This is a genomic window from Mycolicibacterium agri, from assembly GCF_002553505.1.
GTDB classification, from domain to species: Bacteria; Actinomycetota; Actinomycetes; order Mycobacteriales; family Mycobacteriaceae; genus Mycobacterium; species Mycobacterium agri.
Genome location: NZ_PDCP01000064.1, coordinates 15,707 through 31,751 on the forward strand (window position 1 = coordinate 15,707; position 16,045 = coordinate 31,751).

At 65.8% G+C, this 16,045-nt stretch carries 17 protein-coding genes; 10 read left to right on the forward strand and 7 right to left on the reverse strand.

What is annotated here, in order from left to right:
- Nucleotides 1-38: 38 nt before the first annotated feature.
- From CQY20_RS34570 to groL, 3 genes are all read left to right on the forward strand, one after another.
- Complete coding sequence (locus CQY20_RS34570; protein WP_133119131.1) at nt 39-308, forward strand: hypothetical protein; 270 nt, start codon at nt 39-41, stop codon at nt 306-308.
- 187 nt (nt 309-495) lie between these two features.
- Entirely contained in the window at nt 496-798 is a 303-nt protein-coding gene (gene groES / locus CQY20_RS25510; RefSeq protein ID WP_066982812.1) for a co-chaperone GroES, read from the forward strand.
- An 86-nt stretch (nt 799-884) separates the two neighbouring features.
- Entirely contained in the window at nt 885-2,507 is a 1,623-nt protein-coding gene (gene groL / locus CQY20_RS25515) for a chaperonin GroEL (protein WP_097942855.1), read from the forward strand.
- Nucleotides 2,508-2,736: 229 nt separating this feature from the next.
- Here the strand turns inward: groL and CQY20_RS25520 are convergent, their stop codons facing one another.
- Nucleotides 2,737-3,687, reverse strand: coding sequence for an alpha/beta fold hydrolase (locus tag CQY20_RS25520; RefSeq protein WP_097942856.1), 951 nt, complete (start codon nt 3,685-3,687; stop codon nt 2,737-2,739).
- Nucleotides 3,688-3,843: 156 nt separating this feature from the next.
- A complete protein-coding gene (locus CQY20_RS25525) occupies nt 3,844-5,007 on the reverse strand; it encodes a serine hydrolase domain-containing protein (RefSeq protein WP_097942857.1) in 1,164 nt (387 codons plus the stop codon).
- A gap of 101 nt (nt 5,008-5,108) precedes the next feature.
- On the opposite strand from CQY20_RS25525, the gene CQY20_RS25530 reads away from it, so the two are divergent.
- Both CQY20_RS25530 and CQY20_RS25535 read left to right on the forward strand, forming a co-directional pair.
- Nucleotides 5,109-5,618, forward strand: a complete 510-nt coding sequence (locus CQY20_RS25530) for a hypothetical protein (protein WP_097942858.1) — start codon at nt 5,109-5,111, stop codon at nt 5,616-5,618.
- A 142-nt stretch (nt 5,619-5,760) separates the two neighbouring features.
- Nucleotides 5,761-6,120 carry an Rv1352/Rv1906c domain-containing protein gene (locus tag CQY20_RS25535; RefSeq protein ID WP_097942859.1) on the forward strand — a complete coding sequence of 120 codons (360 nt, stop codon included), beginning with the start codon at nt 5,761-5,763 and terminating at the stop codon, nt 6,118-6,120.
- Nucleotides 6,121-6,249: 129 nt separating this feature from the next.
- Here the strand turns inward: CQY20_RS25535 and CQY20_RS25540 are convergent, their stop codons facing one another.
- Nucleotides 6,250-7,488, reverse strand: a complete 1,239-nt coding sequence (locus tag CQY20_RS25540; protein WP_097942860.1) for a M23 family metallopeptidase — start codon at nt 7,486-7,488, stop codon at nt 6,250-6,252.
- A gap of 174 nt (nt 7,489-7,662) precedes the next feature.
- Nucleotides 7,663-8,613, reverse strand: coding sequence for a TIGR03619 family F420-dependent LLM class oxidoreductase (locus CQY20_RS25545; RefSeq protein ID WP_097942861.1), 951 nt, complete (start codon nt 8,611-8,613; stop codon nt 7,663-7,665).
- 55 nt (nt 8,614-8,668) lie between these two features.
- On the opposite strand from CQY20_RS25545, the gene CQY20_RS25550 reads away from it, so the two are divergent.
- From CQY20_RS25550 to CQY20_RS25565, 4 genes are all read left to right on the forward strand, one after another.
- A complete protein-coding gene (locus tag CQY20_RS25550; RefSeq protein ID WP_097942862.1) occupies nt 8,669-9,055 on the forward strand; it encodes a MerR family transcriptional regulator in 387 nt (128 codons plus the stop codon).
- A complete protein-coding gene (gene pdxR, locus CQY20_RS25555) occupies nt 9,045-10,469 on the forward strand; it encodes a MocR-like pyridoxine biosynthesis transcription factor PdxR (protein ID WP_097942863.1) in 1,425 nt (474 codons plus the stop codon). Before CQY20_RS25550 ends, pdxR begins: the two co-directional genes overlap by 11 nt.
- Nucleotides 10,470-10,541: 72 nt before the next feature.
- Nucleotides 10,542-11,234 (forward strand): alpha/beta hydrolase, encoded by a 693-nt coding sequence (locus CQY20_RS25560; RefSeq protein WP_097942864.1) that lies wholly within the window; start codon nt 10,542-10,544, stop codon nt 11,232-11,234.
- 23 nt (nt 11,235-11,257) lie between these two features.
- A complete protein-coding gene (locus tag CQY20_RS25565) occupies nt 11,258-11,872 on the forward strand; it encodes an HD domain-containing protein (RefSeq protein WP_097942865.1) in 615 nt (204 codons plus the stop codon).
- On the opposite strand, the gene CQY20_RS25570 is transcribed toward CQY20_RS25565, so the two are convergent.
- Nucleotides 11,873-13,183, reverse strand: coding sequence for a carboxylesterase family protein (locus CQY20_RS25570; protein WP_097942866.1), 1,311 nt, complete (start codon nt 13,181-13,183; stop codon nt 11,873-11,875).
- Between the two features lie 401 nt (nt 13,184-13,584).
- Here CQY20_RS25570 and CQY20_RS25575 point away from each other — a divergent pair, with 401 nt between their 5' ends.
- Nucleotides 13,585-14,640 carry a 3-deoxy-7-phosphoheptulonate synthase gene (locus CQY20_RS25575; RefSeq protein ID WP_097942867.1) on the forward strand — a complete coding sequence of 352 codons (1,056 nt, stop codon included), beginning with the start codon at nt 13,585-13,587 and terminating at the stop codon, nt 14,638-14,640.
- Here CQY20_RS25575 and CQY20_RS25580 read toward each other — a convergent pair.
- Both CQY20_RS25580 and CQY20_RS25585 read right to left on the reverse strand, forming a co-directional pair.
- Nucleotides 14,637-15,461: a hypothetical protein gene (locus CQY20_RS25580; protein ID WP_097942868.1), complete on the reverse strand. Its 825-nt coding sequence runs from the start codon at nt 15,459-15,461 to the stop codon at nt 14,637-14,639. The two genes, CQY20_RS25575 and CQY20_RS25580, sit on opposite strands and share 4 nt — an antisense overlap.
- 153 nt (nt 15,462-15,614) lie before the next feature.
- Nucleotides 15,615-15,962, reverse strand: a complete 348-nt coding sequence (locus tag CQY20_RS25585; protein WP_097942869.1) for a cupin domain-containing protein — start codon at nt 15,960-15,962, stop codon at nt 15,615-15,617.
- Between the last annotated feature and the right edge of the window lie 83 nt (nt 15,963-16,045).

A 16,045-nucleotide genomic window follows, 5' to 3' on the forward strand; every position in this document is an offset into this window, starting at 1 on the left:
TGGCCGCAGCCCGGGTACGAGGTGATCGCGCTCGATTTGTGCGGCTACGGCGACTCCGACCTGTCCCGGCATCGACGTCTACGACCCCCGCGGCGACGAGCTGGCCGCCGACGCCGACTCTCTGCGACCCCGACGACCCCGTCGTCGACCCTGACTTCGTGCTGACCTGCGAGGTCGCGTTCACCGCCCGGACCGGTCCCGTGCTGCAGTCAGGTGCGGGACACGTCCAGCAGTGGGAGCGCGCCGACCGGTTCAACCCGCTGGTCACGGCCTACTTCGGCGCCGTTGAAGTTCGCCGCGCGCGATAGGCATGGGGCACCCTTGAGTGCTAGCACTCTCATGTATAGAGTGCTAGGTGGCAGGCGGCCACGCCCGACCGGCACCCGCGACGACGGTGAGGGCACGGACGCATGCCGAACACCTGTCAATGCTGTCAACACAGTAGGTCCGCGGGCGTGCCCCGGACCGACCCCGAACTAACGGAGGGCTCCAATCGTGGCGAGCGTGAACATCAAGCCACTCGAGGACAAGATCCTCGTACAGGCCAACGAGGCCGAGACCACGACCGCGTCCGGTCTGGTCATCCCCGACACCGCCAAGGAGAAGCCCCAGGAGGGCACCGTCGTCGCAGTCGGCCCTGGCCGTTGGGACGAGGACGGCGAGAAGCGGATCCCCCTGGATGTCTCCGAGGGTGACACCGTCATCTACAGCAAGTACGGCGGCACCGAGATCAAGTACAACGGCGAGGAGTACCTGATCCTGTCCGCCCGCGACGTGCTGGCCATCGTCAACAAGTAGACAACGCAGCGTGACCGCCCCGGCGATCCCCGCGATAACCGCGGCGGATTCCCGGGGCGTCATGCGTAGCAAGGACGGACACGCTTATGGCTAAAGAAATTGAGTTCAACGAGGTAGCCCGCCGGGCGATGGAATCCGGCGTCGACAAGCTCGCCGACGCCGTGCGGGTGACCCTCGGTCCGCGCGGTCGGCACGTGGTGCTGGCCAAGTCGTTCGGCGGGCCGGTGGTGACCAACGACGGCGTGACGATCGCCCGCGAGATCGACCTGGAGGACCCGTTCGAGAACCTGGGTGCCCAACTGGTGAAGTCGGTGGCGACCAAGACCAACGACGTCGCAGGCGACGGCACCACCACGGCCACCGTGCTGGCTCAGGCGCTGGTCAAGGGCGGCCTGAAGAACGTGGCGGCCGGTGCCAATCCGATCGCGCTGGGTTCGGGCATCAGCAAGGCCGCCGACGCGGTGTCGGAGGCGCTGCTGGCGACGGCCAAGCCGGTGTCGGACAAGAGCGCCATCGCGCAGGTCGCGACGGTGTCCTCGCGCGACGAGAAGATCGGTGAGCTGGTCGGCGAGGCGATGACGAAGGTCGGCGCCGACGGCGTCGTCACCGTCGAGGAGTCCTCGACGCTGGAGACCTACCTGGACATCACCGACGGCGTCGGCTTCGACAAGGGCTACATCTCGGCGTACTTCATCACCGACTTCGACGCCCAGGAAGCGGTGCTCGAGGACGCGTTGGTGCTGCTTCACCGCGAGAAGATCAGCTCGCTGCCCGACCTGCTGCCGCTGCTGGAGAAGGTCGCCGAGGCGGGCAAGCCGCTGCTGATTGTCGCCGAAGACGTTGAGGGCGAAGCACTTTCGACCCTAGTGGTCAACGCGATCCGCAAGACCCTCAAGGCCGTCGCGGTCAAGGCGCCGTTCTTCGGTGACCGCCGCAAGGCGTTCCTCGAAGACCTCGCGATCGTCACCGGCGGTCAGGTCATCAACCCCGACGTCGGCCTAGTGCTGCGTGAGGTCGGCCTCGAGGTGCTGGGTTCGGCCCGTCGCGTCGTCGTCAACAAGGACAGCACCGTCATCGTCGACGGCGGTGGGTCGCAGGAAGCCATCGAGGCACGCAAGAAGCAGCTGCGCGCCGAGATCGAGACGACCGATTCGGATTGGGACCGCGAGAAGCTCGAGGAGCGGCTGGCCAAGCTCGCCGGCGGCGTTGCCGTCATCAAGGTCGGAGCCGCCACCGAAAATGAGCTCAAGGAGCGCAAGGAAAGCGTCGAAGACGCCGTCGCGGCCGCCAAGGCCGCTGTCGAGGAAGGCGTCATCGCCGGCGGTGGTGCCGCCCTGGTGCGGGCCCGGTCCGCGGTCGACAAGCTCTGCGAGGAGCTGACCGGCGATGAGCGGATCGGCGCGCAGGTGTTCGCCTCCGCGCTGTCGGCGCCGCTGTACTGGATCGCCACGAACGCCGGGCTGGACGGCCACGTCGTGGTGAGCCGGGTCGCCGAGATGCCCGACGGGCACGGCTTCAACGCCGCGACGCTGGAGTACGGCGACCTGTTCGCCGCCGGTGTCGTCGACCCGGCCAAGGTCACCCGTTCGGCGGTGCTCAACGCCGCGTCGGTGGCCCGGATGGTGCTCACCACCGAGACCGCGGTTGTCGACAAGCCGGAGGAGCCTGCCGACGACGGTCACGGCCACGGCCATCACCACCATCACTGATCGCTGAACGCAAAACACCCCCGGTTCTCAAGGGCCGGGGGTGTTTTGTACTTGGCCAACGACCGCGGAGTGATTACTAGTCCTTGTCCACATGGGTCAGTCGTGACCGCGGAGAACGACCGCGCAGAACGACAAAGAATAGACCTTGTGGATCAATGGCAAGGCCGAACAGGGCCGCTTTTGAGTATGGCTCGCCGTTGTCAGCCGACGGTTGCGGGCGGAGCGTTAGTCAGCGCACACCCGCACGGACGTCGTCGACGACGTCTCTGATCGCGTCGACGACCAGTGCGGGCCGGTAGAGGTAGATGTCGTGTCCGCTGTCGGTCGCGGTAACGGGTTCGACGCCCAGAGCAAGGGCCAACTGTTGCTGAGCCGCAAGCCAGTCGGCGAAGGTGACCTGCTCGCCCTGGGTCGCCTCCGGTGGCAGCAGATCAGTCCGCCAGGGCTTCTCGGCGGAGAGCACGGCAGCAGGCATCGTCGGGATGGGCGGCGCCGCATTGATTTTCGCGAACGCATCGATGAGACGTACTCCTTCACGCACTTGCGGTGATGTGGCCGCGTTTGTGACATCCCAGTTCGCGAGCTTCGCTGGGCCGACGGCGTCCTCGATCAGCGGCGTCACCGTGTCGACCATGACCAGTCCGCCGACGCTGCCCGGGTAGGAGCGGGCGTACAGGCTGGCCACGAGCCCGCCATATGAGTGGGCCACCAGGACATAGGGAACGGATTCGTCGAGCGCGACGAGGAGTGCGTGAAGATCGCTGACGTCAAGATCCACCGTATGAGGCTGGTCGCGCGGTGTGGAGACATCGGCGCCATCCAATCGGACGTCGGGACGGTCATAGGCGCACACCCGGGTGAATCGAGCAACCGACGGCAACACCGCGTCGTCGCTGCGCATCAGATGTCCACCGAACGGCAGGTCGTCGCCGGGCGCGTCGTATGCGGGGTCGGCCGGGTCCAGGACCTGCATCCAGTCCTCGGCACCGTTGCCCTTACCCGCGATCAGCACCACGGTCGGCGAACCCGCTCCACGGCACTCCGCGAAAATGCCACGGCCACCGCCGATTTCAACCTGCTCGGACACATCGCCGACCTCAGCGGTTGCGGCGGGGGCGACGCACAGTGCGGCCAGCCACACCGCGCAGAGTCCGCTGGCAATTGAAGATCTCGCGAACATGGCGGTATCCCATCTACACGGTCAGGGATGAGCGTACTGCGCCGCCCACGGCGATGGCCGCGAACGACTTACGTTTCAGTTCGCCCTCGCCATCTCGAGGGTCGGGGGTGGCGAGCGTTCAACACTGTCACACGCCTGCCGCGCGGGTGGCCAGAGTCAACGGTAAACGTGGCCAGGAGAGATGATCTCGGTGACCGCACGGGCGAGGTCGGTGCCGACCTCGTGCGGTACGTCGGTATTGGCGAAGAGCGCAAGCGTGGTCTGCTCCTCCGGAAGCCCGACCACAACGGTCTCGAAGCCAGGCGTGACGCCGCTGTGACCGATCCAGCCGCCTGACTCGAATGCGCCAACGCCGTATTTCGCCGTCTCGCTCATCGGGAGGGCGCTGCTGAAACGCTCATTTCGCATCTCCTCGGAGAGCAGTTCGCCCGAAGACAGCGCGCGCGCCCAGATCCGCATATCGTCCAGCGTTGAGATCATGTTGCCGTTGGACCACGCCCAGGACGGGTTCCAGTCGGTGGTGACTCTTTCGGTTCCGTCGATGACGGTGTAGCCCTGCGGATGGGGTTCGGGTAACGCGGAGGTTGAGGGAACGCTGGTGTGGGTCAACTTCAGTGGTACAAGGATGTTGTCGCTGACATAGTCCGCCAGGCGCTGGCCGCTGAGCTTCTCGACCACCAGGCCGAGGAGGACGGTATTGGTGTTGCAATAGTCGTACTTCGTGCCTGGCGGAAATTGCAGCGGTTTGTCGAGCGCGTAGTTCAGCAGCTGTTGCGGGGTGAAGGTTCGTTGCGGGTCGGCCAAGAACGCGGCCTCAAACTCCGGTACGCCATCGTAGGTGACCAATCCGCTTTGCATCTGAGAGAGAAAGCGAATGGTAATCACATCGCCCGACGGAACGCCGGGAATGAACTTCGCGATCGGGTCGTCGAGGCGCAGCTTGCCCTGATCAACCAGTTTCAACAACGCAGTGATCGTGAAAGTCTTTGTGATACTGCCGATTCGCGTGTACATATCGATCTTCATCGGAGCTCGCGTCGTCTTGTTGGCAACTCCGAATGCGCGCACGTAATCGCCTTCCGGACCCCAAATTCCGACGATTACCCCTGGAACATCCGTGCGCGCCATGACTTGCTCGATCGCTGCGTCCAGCCGGTCGGATGCCGCCAGTCCGGGGGCGCGTTCGGTACTCGGCAATGCCGACTCGCTGGCCGAAGTCGCATCCGGCCCGCACGCACAAAGAGAGGCGACCGCCATGACGGCAACGACAACACCGGCCGCCGCCCGAATGGCTGGCGCCAGCGGCCGCCAGGTGGGCATCGCGCAACGGTACAGCCCGTGACCAGCAACGGCGGTCGTTTGACCATCTTCGTTCCTAACGTGCCCGGCCGGAGTACGCTGCCACCGTTAAAGGAGTCATCATGAACGGATTCCGGCTCTTTGCGATCGCAATGGCGATACTCGTATCTGGTCTTCTCAGCGGCGCACCTGCGCTGGCGGCCCCCGCGAAGTGCTCCCAATATGCATTCAACGGGGACTTCTTCATCAAAGGCTCGAACGTTGGCGAGGTAAGTGTCTTCGATGTGCCACCAGGAACCCGGTTCGCCGGGCGAACGTTCACCATCGGCGACGGCGGCCGCCCGGTGAACGGGTTCATTCAGGACGGAACTATCAGCGGTCGCAAGATCGACTTCAAGATTGCGTGGATCGTGGAGTCCGACCCGGTATGGACTTTCACCGGCACCATCAATGACGAAGGCCTTGTGCGCCAAGGGATCATGCACGGCCAAGGCTTCATGGGGCTGTGGGATTCCACATCGCCTCTTGCCTGTAACGATCCCGTCGCAGCCACCGACCCGCTGCCGGGCAGCATCATCGTCGACCCGTCGCCGGCGACCACGAGAGTTGAGGGTCCCATCACGGCGCCTTGAGGTGGCGTCGGCCACCGCTACGGTCGCCGAACGTGAAGCCCTTGCGAAAAAAGCGCCGAATCTTCGCAGTCAGTTCACGTTGGGCGTCGCATGAGCCAGTGGAAGCGCTACGCTCCCAGGAGAATCGGGACTGGGACGAGATATGCGTCTACATGTGACTCGCGCCGCGGCCGTGGTCGCTGTGGCCGCAATGGCGTCGGCGGCACCGGCCAGTGCTGAACCAATGAATCCAATCCCGGGCAACGGCTTCTTCATCGTGGGACCCGACATCGCGCCGGGCCTGTATCACACTGACGGCTCGGCGTCGGGCTTCCAGGTCTGGGTGAACGACGTGCCGACGCAGGATTCGATGTGCCTGTGGTTCACCTACAGCACGCCCGACGCCAACAAGGACAATGTGGTCGCGACGAATATGTCCGTCGGCCCCATGTACGCGAACATCAACTCGACGGTGAAGGCGTTCGAGTCGCGCAACTGTCAGCCGTGGACCCGCGTGCCTTAGTACCGTGCGCGCATGCGGTGCGATCTTGTGACTTTGATCATTGGGCGCCCTTCGGTCGCCGAACGTGAAGCCCTTGCGAAAATCGCGTCGAATTTTCGCAGCCATTTCACGTTCGCCATGGGCCCGAAGCTAGCCACCACCGTTGATCGGCGGGAAGGTCACGACGTCACGGCCCAGCGGCAACTGGTCGCGGCGGTCTCCGATGTCGCCGACGCTGAGGGGGATCGGGGCCAGCGTGTCGTAATACTTCAGCACTTCGGACAGCGGTGGGGTGCGGCCCGTGAGCTCGAATGAATCGAATACGTATGGCAACCCATCGGCGACGACCACCGAAGGCCGGTCGCTGATCTGGAAGTGCAGGTGCGGGCCGCCGGTCGTGCCGGAACTGCCGACATCGGCGATGTGGCGTCCCCGTGTGACTCGCTCGCCCACGCGGACCGAGACGCTGTTCATGTGCAGGTGGGCGTAAACGGCGAAGCGCCCGTCGCCGATGTCGACCACCACACGGTTGCCGCCGGCGTTTTCGGGCGTGGGCTCCGCCCGTGCTTCGTTGACCCGGAGGTCCGGGTTGCCGTCGACGGCGGCGACGACGGTCCCGTCGCTCACTGCATAAACCGGCTGGCCGAACGTCGGAAAGCTCGTCGGCGCCAACGGATCTCCGATCCCCGGCCGGTTCTGCGGATCAAGCTGATTGAAGTCGATCGCGAACCGTTGAGCGAGGTACCACCGTCCGTCGATCGGGTAGGGGGCGCGGCGATGCGGACCGTCGCAACAACTGCCGAGCGCCGCCCATCGCGGTCCGGCCAGCGGAGCGCCGATGACGACCGGCGGCCGCCGATCAACCTCGACCGCCGGGCTGGTGAACGTCCACGCGATGCCGTCCGCCGGGATGCCGGGCGGGGGCTCGACGGCCAGCCGATGGGTGATGGCCCCAGGCACGGACGGGTTGTCAAGCGCAATGTCGAGCCAGACCACGCCGACAGATGACGGCGGTAGCGTAACCGTGGGCTCCTCCGCGGATGCCGCCAGCGATGTCGCCGCGCGCAGCGCATCGCCGCTCAGCCGTATCAACAAGCCGCCCGAGTCGGCGTCGTGCACCTCGACTGTGTTGAGTGTGACGGCCGCCGGGACAACGTTGGTCAGCATCAACTCGTACGCCAGGTGCGTTCTGCCGTCGGAACCGGTGAACCAGCGAGGAGTGGACAGCGTGCTGGTGAGCAGCGGTGTGACCTGCTGTCCTGCGGCGGGATCCGGCGGCGGCGCGGGGGGCGATGCCGCGGAGCATGAGCCGAGCATCAACCCGACGACCGCCACAGCGATGACGAACGTCCCGCGTGTGAAAAGAGCAACTGCCGCCGGTAGTTGCATGGCTGATGGTAACCGTCGCTGTTCGGCCGGCCGGTGGTTTCCGCACAAGCCGTGCAACCGCCGAACGTGAAGCCTCTGCGAGAAAATCGCGAAATCTTCGCAACCAGTTCACGCTCGGCATCGACTGGGACGTCGGTGTTTTCGTGGGCTAGACCCGTTCGCTACACCCGTTCGCTACACCCGTTCGCGAATCTCGACCGCCGTCTCGAGCATCTGCTGAGTGCTGGAGAACCAGTCCTGCAGATTCAGGTCAATGATGACCTCGTCTGCGCCGGCGTCTGCTGCCGTTCGCACATCGTCGATGATCTCGTCGAGTGTGCCCACGAACGCCGCGCGGTCAGGGCCTGCCGGGCGATCGGTGAACGTGACGTTGCCGACGACGATCATCTGCATCAGGCTCGGGTCTCGTCCGTACTCACAAGCCATGTCGCGGATGCGATTCCAGCTCGCGCGGAGTTCCGCGCCACCGGCGGGCCCAGGGCCGCTCATCACCGGCAGCCAGCCGTCGGCGCGTTCCGCAATGCGTTGCACAGCTTTCGATTTGGTGTTGCGACCGAGGTCGATGCCGCCGCCGGCCAGCATCACCGGGATCTCCGACACGGGCTTGGGCAGGACCGAGGCGTTGTCGATCACCACGCGCGGACTCCGAAAAGCCACCGGATCGGGTCCCCACACGGCTTCGAAAACATCCAGCGTCTCGTCAAGGAATCGGCCGCGATCGGCTCGAGTGACACCGACGGCTTTGAATTCATCGCTGGACCAGCCTGTGCCTACACCGGCGATCACGCGGCCACCGCTGATCTGGTCGATCGTGGCCAGCGCCTTCGCCAACTGCACGGGTGTGTGCAGCGCTGCGACCAACAGTGAGACGCCGAGGCGCACCTTCTCGGTTGCCACTGCCGCTGCCGCCAGAACCGCCAGCGGGTCCGCGGCCTGACGCGAGTGTTCGGGCCACGGTACGTTGGGTTGTTCGGCATAGGGTTCGATGGGCTTCTGCGGAAAGAGAAGCCGTTCATATGTCCACAGACTTGTGTATCCGGCTGCTTCGGCCGTTCTCGCCGCTTCGATCAGATCGTGTTGCAGGTCCACTCCCAGTCTCTGGGGCAGACGCAGTCCTAGCTTCATAGATCGAGTGTTGAACGTTCACACTGGTGTGAAGGTCAAATGTAAGCTTGCCCACATGCGGATCGGGCAGCTCGCGGAGCGCACCGGCGTATCCCGTCGGCTCCTGCGGTACTACGAGGAGCAAGGGCTGCTCACTCCGAGCCGGTCGGCCAACGGCTACCGCGAGTACGGCGAAGCGCACGTGCACGTCGTGGAGCAGATCACCGGACTCCTCGACGCCGGGCTGCCGACCCGAATCATCGCGCAGCTGCTGCCGTGCCTCGACACGTCGCAGTCGGTGTACGTCTCCGACGTGACTCCCGAAATGCTCGCCACGCTGCGATGCGAACAGGCGCGGCTGTCCGAACGCATCGAGTTCCTCACGCGCAACAGAGACGCCATCGCCAATTACGTCGACAAGGTCCTCAGCGTCAAGACGGCGGTGCGTCGCAATGCAGACTGATTCGCATTCGGTGGCCGCGGCGCCACGCCCGGTCGGCAGCTTGGATCTACATCTGGATCGACCCGCCGGCAGAGTCCGCGACAGCGTGATGGACGCCGTTCGCGATGCGATCCAATCCGGGCGCCTGATGCCCGGTGCACGGATGCCTTCCAGCCGCGCGCTGGCGGCAGACCTCGGTGTTGCGCGAAACACAGTGGCGCGCGCTTACGCCGAACTCATCGTCGAAGGTTGGCTGACATCACACCACGGGTCGGCAACCTTGGTTTCCCAGCGGGCCGAACAGATTACGAGCTCACTTGCCTCGCCGCCCCGGCACCGCAGACCTCCCCGGCTGGAGCACGACCTTCGGCCCGGCCATCCCGATCTGTCGTCATTTCCGCGAACCGAGTGGAGCCGCGCGGTCAAGAAGGCGCTGGCCGAGGCGCCGTTCGAGGCGTTCGGCTACACCGACACCTACGGCAGGCCGGAACTGCGGCGCGCCTTGGCGCAGTATCTGGCTCGCGCCCGCGGTGTGCGGGCCCGGCCGTGCAATATCGTCGTGACCAGTGGAGCCGCCGAGGGGTTGAGCCTCGTCGCGCGCGTCCTCGCCGACGCCGGGATGTCCGCCGTCGCGGTCGAGGCGTTCGGGCTTCCCGCACAGTGGGCATCGCTGCAGCGGGCCGGATTGCGTTGTCCACCACTGCGTGTCGACAACGACGGCGCTGACGTTGAGGTGCTGGCAGACTTGCCGGATGTGGGCGGCGTGCTGCTCACGCCGTCGCATCAATTCCCGTTGGGGATGTCCCTGCATCGGGACCGACGCGCTGCCGTCATCGAGTGGGCGCGACGGACCGGTGGGGTGATCATCGAGGACGACTACGACGGGGAGTTCCGCTACGACCACAGCCCGCCAGGGGCGCTGCACGCCGCCGACCCCGACCACGTGATCTACATGGGTACCGCGAGTAAAACGCTGGCGCCGGGGCTTCGGATCGGCTGGCTGGTGCTGCCTGAGCGGCTCGTCGACGCGGTGGCACAGCAGAAGGGTGAAACCGAGGAGACCTCAGGCTTCGTCGACCAGTTGGCGATGGCCGAGTTCATCGTGTCCGGCTCCTATGACAGGCATATCCGCACCATGCGCGCCGAGTATCGCCGCAGGCGCGAACAACTGGTCGCCGCCGTGACCGAGTCGTCGCCGGCAACGAGCGTCGCAGGAACGCCGGCAGGCCTGCACGTCATGCTCGAACTTGCCAGCGGCGACGAGAGTGCGTTGTCGCGTAAACGTCCGTGGCGGCGACTCGGCATCGCGGGGCTGGATGCGTATCGCCATCCGGAGACCTCGCGTGAGCGAGACGGTTTGGTGGTCGGGTATGCATCGCCCGCGCCGAGCGCGTGGTCGGCGGCGCTGGAGGCCTTGACCGCCCAGCTACCCTGACCTCAACTGGCCCCTGCTCACCGTGCGCAAGTGGCCCACGACGACGGGTCTTCCGTGCTTAGCGTGGAAGCCATGAGAGCGTCCGTGCTGCTGATCCCAGGTGCCTGGCACAAGCCCACCCACTACGGGCTGTTGGTCAAAGAACTCTCGGACCTTGACGTGCACACCGTGGCCCTGGCCAGCAGCGGTGATGACCCCGCCACGTTGCAGGACATGTACGCCGACGCCGAGGTGATCGCGCGAGCCGCCGCGGCCATCGACGGGCCGGTCGTCGTGGTCGCTCACTCATACGGCGGAGTGCCTACCACACAGGCATTTCGGGAGGTGGGAAACGTCGTTCGCATCATGTATGTCGCTGCCTTCCAGCTACCTGTCGGCGAGTCGTTGTTATCTACCAACGGCGGCACGTTGATGCCGTGGTCGAGGCGCTTGCGACAGAACGGGATTTGCGACCATGTCGAGGTGATCACGCCGATCACGGTCTTCTATAACGACCTCGACGATGTCACCGCCCGCGATGCGGTTGCCCAACTCGGGTATCAATCGTATGCGTCGCTGAATCAGCAACTGACGCAGACGGCGTGGCAAGCGATCCCAAGCACCTACGTGATCTGCGAGGCCGACAACGCGATTTCGGTTCCGGCACAGGAGGCGATGGCGCGCCGCGCGGATGAGGTTGCGCGGCTGGCGACATCGCACTCGCCGTTTCTATCGCGGCCCGCGGCGGAGGCCGAGTTGATACGCCTCGCAGTCGAGAGTCACTGAATTGCGACGGAAGGAAGGCTGATATGGCATCGAGCGTGAAGCCGACAGGAGACGGTGCGACGTACCCGCAGACCCCTGCGGCCGCCGCCGCGGTGGCGGTGGCGACCCGCTTCTACTCGCAGGCATTACTCCAGCACTGTTTTCGCTCATACCTGTGGGCTACGAATTACGCAGCTGCACACCGTATCCCATTCGACGAAGAGCTCCTCTTCGTGTCGGCGATGCTTCACGACCTCGGCCTGACGGAGGCCTTCGACAGCCACCGAATGGCATTCGAAGAGGCAGGCGGAAGCCTCGCGTGGGTATTCGGGATAGCGGCCGGGTGGCCGGCCGCACGGGCGGCGAGGGCTGAGGAGATCATCGTGCTGCACATGCGAGCCGACGTGACCGCCGCGGCCGACCCTGAATCTCATCTCCTTCAGGTTGCCACTAGCTGGGACGTCGCGGGGCGTCGGCCCGAGGAGTTTCCGGTGGAGTTGCGGGCGGAAATCCTTGCGCGCCATCCACGACTAGGATTCGGTGCCGAGTTCATCGCGTGCTTTCAAGACCAGGCGCGTCGCAAGCCCGACAGCGCCGCAGCGGCGTCGATGGGCAGCAACGGTGCGGAACGGATCAACGCCAATCCGCTCGACGGGTGACTACGCGATCCGTAGCGACGCCCGATCGAGGGCGGCGGTGCCGTCGTGGGCGAATGCGCTCCATTGCGCCCGGACCCGTTGCGCGAGTTCCGTATCGACGCAGCGAGGTTCGGGACCGAGCATAGGTGCATCCGACCAGCTGTCTGGCGTTCCGAAGAGTAGCGGCAGCTCGATGCAGTGGCAGGCTCCCAGAGGTGCCCCCTGCGGTGACCAGTTGACGCGATAGGTGGCGCCGTGACCGCCCGCCGCGGTCCATGCCTTGACGAGTTCGATTGTGGGGCGGCCGAATACGCGCTGTGTCGTCGCTCGTCCACTGGCGACCGTGATCGCGTTTCCGGCCGGACCGAGCCGTCGCAGCCGCCGTCCGCGCGGGCTCATCACGACAAAGGGCCGCGCGTCGTCGCGGGTGTAGCCGGCCAGGATCTCCACGCGAGATGCCGCGTCGGCGATGAGCGATTGCATCTCGTCGGAAGGCGGCAGCGGCGCACAACCGGCGATCGGTGCGAAGGCCAACCCGCCGAGCAGGCCGAACCGCTGAGCAGCCCTGAGAGCGGCGACTTGCGCATCGAGCAGCTGGCGCACACTGGCTTCGGTCGGCGACGTGCCGCTCAACGCGGCGGCCGCCGCCTCCCGCATCGCATCCGTCATCGCGCTCCTGCCGTCGCGCAGGCTCAACGGAGTGCTCTGCAGAATGGCCCGCGTGAACAGTCCCGTCGCTTCGGGGCACAGCAGCAGCGCCACCACTGAATCTCCACCGGCCGACTGCCCGAAGACCGTCACTCGCGCGGGATCGCCGCCGAATGCGGCGATGTTGTCCTGCACCCACCGCAGCGCGCAGATCTGATCCCGCAGGCCGAGGTTCTCGGTGTCTCGGTCGTGCAGGTTGAGGTACCCGAAGACGCCCAACCGGTAGCTGACGTTGACGACGACGACGTCTCCCTCGGTGGTGAGCGAGTCGGCGTCATACTTGACGGCTTCGCCGCTGCCCGTGATGTATGCCCCGCCGTGAAACCACACCATGACCGGAAGTCGGTCGGCGTCGGTGGGGGCCGTCACACTCAGCACCTGGCAGTGCTCGCTTATCGCCAACGCGTTGGTGACCGGTCCGGTGACGAACTCCAGCCGCGACGGCAGTTGCGGGCAGGCGGGACCCCGTGTCGTGGCGTCGACAACGTCGGCGTGCTCGGCAAGCTGTGTCGGAGCCGCAAAGCGGTCCGCGGTGGCGTACACGATGCCGCGGCCATGTATCAGCCCGTTGCCCTCGTGCACCAAGAGCGGGCCGCACCTGCTGTCGATCTGCCGCGTCGCCACCCGATCACGCTACTGCCCGCTCCTGCCGGCCGGAGGACCGTCGAACGTGAAGCCTCTGCGAAAAAGTCGCGGGATTTTCGCAGCCAGTTCACGTTCGGCGCCATGCGATCAGGGCGCCACGTCGAACGGGGCGCCCAGCGGTCGGGGCCTGGTCGAAAGCTTGTCGAGACCGGCGGGGACCCCGGATTTGGCGCTCCCAGACGGGCCGTATACCCTGGGCCCGTGAACATCGGTGTGTGCGCCAGCTATTGGCGCTTTATGCAGGCTCCGGGCGGAGCCGCTAAAGCGCAGCGCTAGCACGCATCCACCCGGAGCCCAGGCAGTGACCAGCAGGTCGCTGCCTTTCGTCGTTAAGGGCGCCGGATCGATCAGGTGCCCAGGACAAAGAAAGGCACTTGAACATGAATCTCTCGCAGACCGCGACCCCGCCCGCCACCTCGGACCGGCGGGTCCGCAGCTTCGGCGAGATTCCGAGCCCGCACGACGTGCTCACCGAGTTCCCACTGGGCGCCCGGCGGGCCGAGCGGGTGGCCCGCGACCGCGACGAGATCGCCGCCATCCTCGCCGGACGCGACGACCGCCTCCTGGTCGTGGTGGGACCGTGCTCGGTGCACGACCCGGCCGCGGCGCTGGATTACGCCAGCCGTCTGGTCAAGATCGCCGACGAACTCGGCGACCGGCTCAAGATCGTCATGCGCGTGTACTTCGAGAAGCCCCGCACCACCATCGGCTGGAAGGGCCTGATCAACGACCCCGGCATGGACGGCGCCTTCGACGTCGCCCGCGGCCTGCGGATCGCGCGCCAGCTGCTGCTCGACATCATCGATATCGGACTGCCGGTCGGCTGTGAGTTCCTGGAGCCGACCAGCCCGCAGTACATCGCCGACGCCGTGGCCTGGGGTGCGATCGGTGCCCGCACGACCGAGTCGCAGGTGCACCGCCAGCTGGCGTCGGGTTTGTCGATGCCGGTCGGATTCAAGAACGGCACCGACGGCAACATTCAGGTCGCTGTCGACGGTGTGAAAGCCGCTGCCGCCCAACATGTCTTCTTCGGCATGGACGATCTCGGCCGCGGCGCACTGGTGAGCACGGAAGGCAACGAGGACTGCCACGTCATCCTGCGCGGCGGCACCGACGGGCCGAATTACGATGCGGAGTCGGTGCGGGCCGCCGCCGCCAAGCTCACCGCTGCGGGCCTGCCCGGAAAAGTCGTAATCGACTGCAGCCACGCCAATTCCGGCAAGGACCACGTCCGCCAGGCCGAGGTTGCCGCCGATGTGGCGCAGCAGATCCGTGACGGGCTGCCGATCAGCGGCGTGATGCTGGAGAGCTTCCTGGTCGCCGGTGCGCAAGCAGCCGAGGCCCGACCGCTGACCTACGGGCAGTCCGTCACCGACAAGTGCATGGATTGGGGCACCACGGCCATGGTGTTGCGCGAGCTAGCCAGCCGCGGCTAATTGCCGCTGGGCTGTTCGTATTTCGTGAAGTCGCGGTCGAACTCGGGTTCGCGGGTGTAGTCGAATTCGATCAAGGGTTCGGCCGTCGAATCGTGAGGCTGTGACGTGACGACGACGGCGGCGCCTGGCTTCGGCACTCGTCGGGTAGTGGTGGTCATATTCGCCGTGACCCATCGAGGTCCGGCTGCGGTGGCGTACTCGACGACGACCCTGAACTGAGGTTGGCCGGCGCCCCAGCGTCGCAAGAACTTCACTTCCCGCAGGACACCGGGCGATCGGGTGCCGTGCCGCCGCAGCCACGCCATCCAGGCATGGCGCTTGCGGGTGTAGCGAATGCCCCACAAGGCAGCCACCGCGACCGCCGCCGCCGCGATCGAGCTCGCAACGCTGGCCGCCGCGATCATCGCGCCGACTGCCCCGTCGACCCACACCGCGGCGATCGCCAGCCCAACGCCGAGGCCGGCGATCATGGGTATCGCCGCGATCCGATTTGCGGTGGCCCGCTGGCCAATTCGGTCGCGGGCCTCGTCGGAGGTGAGGTCGGTGATCACCGCAGGCACAAACGTGTACAGCAGGATGAGCGCGCCGACCCAGAACCACGCAACGTCAGCTCCCTGGCTTGCGCTGTGGAAGTACAACGTCCCGGCGGTGGCCGCCGGTGCCCACAGCACGAACGACACCCCGATCAGGAATCCGAGCATGTTGGGCGCCTCGAGGGGCGATGCGGTGATGCGGTTGCCCTTCTCGCTGATCGAGAAGTGTGGCGGGGTGTCTTCCCACGTCGGAGCGGTGCCGTCGACGCGCGTGAGCTCGCAGGTCACAACCGACTCCTTCCCTCCGGCGAATCGAGCTTCCACATTGCCAGCCGATCGCCGGGAAGGTGCGTCGTGACCGCTGAATTAGCGTGATTCTCACGGAACCAACAGATTTCGGCGCGCAAACGTGCGCTGAGCGCCGTTTAGCGCGCCGAAATCTCAATCGGTGGCGACGTGAGGTGGGTCGTAGATGACGAGGAAGACGAGGTCGTCGTCGCCGGTGTTGGTCAGGCTGTGCTCGGCGCCCGCGGGCACCTTGACGAAGGTGCCGGGGGTGGTCGCCCAACTCTCGTCGCCGATGCGCATGCAGGCCGTGCCGGACAGGAAGTAGAACGCGTGGTTGTAGCCGTGGTGGTGCGGTTTCGAACCGCCGCCCGGACCGAACTTGGTCAGCTGCGCGCTGAACAATTCCGAGTACTGTCTGCCGACCAGTTCATCGCTGACCCAGAAGTTCCGGCCCAGTTCGGTCTCGTGCCAAACGATGTCCTTCGGTGCGTACACATTCATGGGAATCCTTACCTTTCTTGAAGGGTGTTTGGGGTCGTCGGCCTTAGGCTTCGAATCACCCAGGGATGTCGGGTATGGCTTTC

Coding starts and splice junctions, on each gene's coding strand:
- groL (WP_097942855.1), top strand. CDS start 885: ATGGCTAAAGAAATTGAGTTCAACGAGGTAGCCCGCCGGGCGATGGAA.
- CQY20_RS25520 (WP_097942856.1), bottom strand. CDS start 3,687: ATGTTCGCGAGATCTTCAATTGCCAGCGGACTCTGCGCGGTGTGGCTG.
- CQY20_RS25525 (WP_097942857.1), bottom strand. CDS start 5,007: ATGCCCACCTGGCGGCCGCTGGCGCCAGCCATTCGGGCGGCGGCCGGT.
- CQY20_RS25530 (WP_097942858.1), top strand. CDS start 5,109: ATGAACGGATTCCGGCTCTTTGCGATCGCAATGGCGATACTCGTATCT.
- CQY20_RS25535 (WP_097942859.1), top strand. CDS start 5,761: ATGCGTCTACATGTGACTCGCGCCGCGGCCGTGGTCGCTGTGGCCGCA.
- CQY20_RS25540 (WP_097942860.1), bottom strand. CDS start 7,488: ATGCAACTACCGGCGGCAGTTGCTCTTTTCACACGCGGGACGTTCGTC.
- CQY20_RS25545 (WP_097942861.1), bottom strand. CDS start 8,613: ATGAAGCTAGGACTGCGTCTGCCCCAGAGACTGGGAGTGGACCTGCAA.
- CQY20_RS25550 (WP_097942862.1), top strand. CDS start 8,669: ATGCGGATCGGGCAGCTCGCGGAGCGCACCGGCGTATCCCGTCGGCTC.
- pdxR (WP_097942863.1), top strand. CDS start 9,045: ATGCAGACTGATTCGCATTCGGTGGCCGCGGCGCCACGCCCGGTCGGC.
- CQY20_RS25560 (WP_097942864.1), top strand. CDS start 10,542: ATGAGAGCGTCCGTGCTGCTGATCCCAGGTGCCTGGCACAAGCCCACC.
- CQY20_RS25565 (WP_097942865.1), top strand. CDS start 11,258: ATGGCATCGAGCGTGAAGCCGACAGGAGACGGTGCGACGTACCCGCAG.
- CQY20_RS25575 (WP_097942867.1), top strand. CDS start 13,585: ATGAATCTCTCGCAGACCGCGACCCCGCCCGCCACCTCGGACCGGCGG.
- CQY20_RS25585 (WP_097942869.1), bottom strand. CDS start 15,962: ATGAATGTGTACGCACCGAAGGACATCGTTTGGCACGAGACCGAACTG.